General features: G+C 74.8%; 5 protein-coding genes. 1 reads left to right on the top strand and 4 read right to left on the bottom strand.

The window, feature by feature from the left end; all coding sequences use genetic code 11:
* Positions 1-228: 228 nt before the first annotated feature.
* Positions 229-1,197, top strand: coding sequence for an ArsR/SmtB family transcription factor (locus tag TR48_RS38105; protein ID WP_063771153.1), 969 nt, complete (start codon positions 229-231; stop codon positions 1,195-1,197).
* A gap of 14 nt (positions 1,198-1,211) precedes the next feature.
* On the opposite strand, the gene TR48_RS38110 is transcribed toward TR48_RS38105, so the two are convergent.
* The 4 genes from TR48_RS38110 to TR48_RS38125 form a co-directional block, all read right to left on the bottom strand.
* Positions 1,212-1,658, bottom strand: a complete 447-nt coding sequence (locus TR48_RS38110; RefSeq protein WP_152628424.1) for a hypothetical protein — start codon at positions 1,656-1,658, stop codon at positions 1,212-1,214.
* 84 nt (positions 1,659-1,742) lie between these two features.
* Complete coding sequence (locus TR48_RS38115) at positions 1,743-2,408, bottom strand: TVP38/TMEM64 family protein (RefSeq protein WP_042375497.1); 666 nt, start codon at positions 2,406-2,408, stop codon at positions 1,743-1,745.
* Positions 2,405-3,058 carry a thiaminase II gene (gene tenA, locus TR48_RS38120; RefSeq protein ID WP_042375499.1) on the bottom strand — a complete coding sequence of 218 codons (654 nt, stop codon included), beginning with the start codon at positions 3,056-3,058 and terminating at the stop codon, positions 2,405-2,407. Before tenA ends, TR48_RS38115 begins: the two co-directional genes overlap by 4 nt.
* Positions 3,059-3,101: 43 nt before the next feature.
* A complete protein-coding gene (locus TR48_RS38125) occupies positions 3,102-3,914 on the bottom strand; it encodes a DUF4389 domain-containing protein (RefSeq protein WP_042375502.1) in 813 nt (270 codons plus the stop codon).
* Between the last annotated feature and the right edge of the window lie 138 nt (positions 3,915-4,052).

The following is a 4,052-nucleotide window of genomic DNA, read 5'->3' on the forward strand; positions in this document are numbered from 1 at the left end:
GCGGTGGCCGGCAGGGCGAGGCCGAGGGCGAGCCCGGTGAGCAGGGCGCCGACGGCGCGGCACGGCCCGGCGAGCGGACCGCCGTGCGAGCGCCCGCGGGCGCGCTGTTGTACGCGCTGGGACTTGGTCATGCACCGAGCCTGCGCCCGGCGACCGCACCGCGCGATCCTTTCGACCACGGCCGAATCGTGCGAGGCTGAACTCGACGACCTGCCAAGGGGGGTGGCGATGCTGCGGCTGCACTTCACGCCGGACGACCTCCTCCGGGTGCGCTTCGCGCCCGCGCCCTCGCCGCTGCTGGAGGGCGTGTTGGCGTTGACGCTGGTCCGGGCCGGCAGCCCCGACCCGGCGCTGACGCGTTGGCGGCACCGGATCGAGGTCGACCTCCCCTCCCCCGTGCACGGCCTGCTCGAACTGCTGCGCCCCGACGACGGCCTCGGGCCGGTGTTCCTCGATCCCCCGATCGCCGACGCCGACGACGCGCTCGCGCTCGTCCTGACCACGCCGAGGGCGGAGGTCGCTGAGGAACTGCGCTACGTCTGGCGGGGGTTCGCCCGCAGGCCGCCCCGGGCGGTGGCCCTCGCGGCCGGAGAGGCGCGAGCCTGGCGGGAGTTGGGCGTGTCGTTGGACACCCTCGTGCACCGGGTGCTGCCGCCGTGGTGGCCGCGGATCCAGGCGGGCTTCGCCGCCGACGTGGCCTGGCGGAGCCAGGTGCTCATCACCCAGGGCCTCCAGGCGATGCTCGCGAGCCTGGTGCCGGACGCGGGCTGGGAGAGCGGCACGGTCCTGCGGCTGCCCCGCCACGGCGCCGCGGTCGACCTGCGGCTGACCGGACGGGGCCTGACCCTGGTGCCGTCCCTCCTCTGGCGGGGCACACCGCTGCGGGCCGCGCACCCCGACGGCTCGTTGCTGATGGTCTACCCCGCGCTGACGCCGCTCCCCCTCATCCCGCCGCCGGAGGCGGGCGGCGGTCCGCTCGCCGCGCTGCTCGGGCCGACCCGCGCCCAGGTCCTGCAACTGCTGGCCCGTCCGCAGACCACCGGCGGCCTGGCCCGCCATCTCGGCATCAGCGCCGCCACCGCCTCCGACCACGCGAAAACCCTCCGCGCGGCCGGCCTGGTGGCCACCGCCCGCGACGGCAAGTACGCCCGCCACACCTGCACCACCCTCGGTGCCCGCCTCCTCGCGGGGAGCTGACGGACCGCCCGGCGCTATGCGGGCAGCGCGGCCGGGCGCGCGAACGCGCGGTGCAGCGGCACGGCGGTGGCGAGCACGAAGAGGCCGAACACCGTGATGGCCGACAGGCCGTACGGGCGCAGGTAGGCGGCCGGGTGGCGCAGCAGGTCGTCCCAGCAGACCCACCAGTTCGCGGTCACGTCGCCGAGCATCACCGCCGCCCCCAGCCATGCGCCGGCCGGGACCCGGCGCAGCACCAGCACCGCCACGAGCGGGTCGAGCACCAGCAGCACCTGGAAGAAGACCTGAACGACCAGCGGCTCCCCGCGGTACGCGTGCACGCCGCTCTGAAGCAGGTACCAGGCGTGCACGACGGCGCCCTCGACGAACCCGACCACCCAGATCCAGCGCGTCCACCCGCCGACGCGGCCCCGTCGCGGTCGACGGACTGCCAACTCGTATGTCCCGTGCGATTCCTGCATCTGTGCGTCCTCCCCCGTCGCGGACGTGATCCACTCGGTCCATCATGCCGGTCGACGCCCCTTCGGGGGCCGCTGCCCCGGCGGCTAGCGCGGCAGGGGCCGGCGGCGGAGGCGGGGCGCGAGGGTGGCGGCGGTGAGGAGGAGGAGCGCCGCGAGCGACGCCCAGGTGCCCGTCGGGCTCGGCGAGGAGGCCGTCGCGCCGGCGAGGACCAGCGCGGCGGTGCCCGGGACGACGCCGAGCGCGGTCGCCGCCGCGAACGGCGCGGGGCGCGTGCCGCCCACGGCGCAGCCGTAGTTGATGGCGGCGAAGGGCAGCACCGGCAACAGCCGCAGGGCCAGCACCGAACGGAAGCCGTGGTCGCGCAGCTCCCGGTCCAGCGTGGACCAGCCGCGGCGGTCCAGGAAGGCGAAGCGCCGACCGCGCAGGGCCGCGCGGCCGAGCGCGAAGGACGCCGCCGCGCCGAGGGTCGTCGCGGCGACCGCCAGCGGCAGCCCCTCGGCCAGCCCGAACCACGCCCCCGCCGCGAGGTTGAGCACCGGCTTGGGCACCAGCACGACCGTGGCCGCGGCGTAGAGCAGGGCGAAGGCCGCGCCCGCGAGGACAGGCGGGAGGCCCGAGAGCGGGTCGGACCCCGCGAGCAGGTGCGCGGCGTAGCGCTGCGCGCCCGCCACGCCGGTGACCGCCACCGTCGCGACGGCGGCGACGACGAGGACGAGCAGCGCGACACGGCGCCCTGCGGCCGGGGTCATACGGGCCAACGCTCGCCCTGCCACGCGGCGTCCCAGAACATCCACTCGTAGCGGGAGGAGGTCACGAACCGCTCGCCCATCCGGTCCCGCTCGGCCGGGGAGACCTCCGCGCCCAGCGCGTCCGTCAGCTCCAGCACCCGTCGCACGACGGACTGGAAGGACTCGTCGCCGTAGGCGGCGATCCAGCGGGCGTAGAGGGGGTCCGGCGAGGACTTCGCCAACAGGTGCTCGCCGACGCGGGCGTAGATCCAGTAGCAGGGCAGCACCGCGCCGACCGCCTCGGCGTAGCTTCCCCCGTACGCCGCGGCGAGCAGATGGCTGGTGTAGGCGCGGGTGGTCGGCAGCACGAGCTCGCCGAGAGGCTCCTCGCCGAGCTCCGCGCGAAAGCCGGCCAGCATCTCCTGTTCGGCGGCGAGCGCGCCGACCGCGTCCTCGACGAAGGCGCGCAGCGCCGCGGACTGCGGCGCGCGAGCCCCGCACAGCGCGAGGGCGCGCGCGTAGTCGCGCAGGTAGAGCGAGTCCTGCTCGACGAAGTGCCGGAACGCCGCGCGCGGCAGGGTGCCGTCGGTGAGCCCGCGCACGAACGGGTGCTCAAGGATCTCGGCGTAGATCGACTCGATATCGGACCACAGGTCGTCGGTGAGGCTCATGCCGCAGACCCTGCCACATCGGGCCGGGCGGAACCGCCTCGGGTCAGCGGCCGGGACCGCCCGTGTTCGTCGAGGTTGCGTTCGTGCGGGCGTTCGTGGTGGTGTTGCCGTTGTCCTGCGAGGAGACCGTGGAGCTCCAGCCGATGTTCACCAGCCCGAGCACCAGGAAGACGACCACCAGCACCTTGGCCCCTCCCGACAGCAGCAGCGGCCGGCTCGCCGAGCGGCGCTCCACCAGCGCGAGCGACTCGTCGCCGAAGAGCCGCTTGGGGTAGGCGGCGGTCAGCAAGGACGCGTACGCGGTGAAGCGCATCGCGAAGCGCGCGGTCGCGGCCGTCGCCCCGAAGACCGGCTCCGGGAGGCGGCCGAGGACCAGGGCGATCAGCCAGAAGAAGAAGCAGAGCGCGTACCAGCCGGAGACGACGAGACTCTGCAGGACCGCCGCCGGGATCATCAGGATCAACCGGAACAGCACCGCCAGCCGGTTCAGCTCCGCCGGGCGGACGTCGACCTGCACGGGGTAGCCGGGGGCGTCGAAGGCGAACGGCGGATAGGGCTCGACCAGCAGCATGCTGTAGGCGTAGACGCGCGTGCGGTAGACGAGCAGTCCGGCGAGGTAGGCCGCGATCGGGTGCGGCAGCCTCCCCAGCACGAGGGCGGCGAACCAGCCGATGACGACCGCGAAGAACCCGATGATCTCGAGCACGAACAGCACGACGTAGTGCGGGATCGCGAGCAGCCAGCGCAGCAGGATCGTCCAGCGGCGCTGCGCGCCCGGCGCGGGCAGGTCGAGCTCCGGGACGACCTCGGTGTTCGACATCGGGGGCGGGGGCGCCCACAGCGGCTGCTGTGCCATCACCGGTTCCTCTCTGGCCTCTGGTCGGGTGACGTGCTGTGACGAGCCGTCGGATCGTCAGCATCACCCGGGCGCGGTCGGGGCGCGCGCCGGGCTGGCCCGGATGGTGGAGAGACGGGGGGTGGGCAGGCGGGGGGG

Source organism: Streptacidiphilus neutrinimicus (assembly GCF_000787815.1).
Lineage (GTDB): Bacteria > Actinomycetota > Actinomycetes > Streptomycetales > Streptomycetaceae > Streptacidiphilus > Streptacidiphilus neutrinimicus.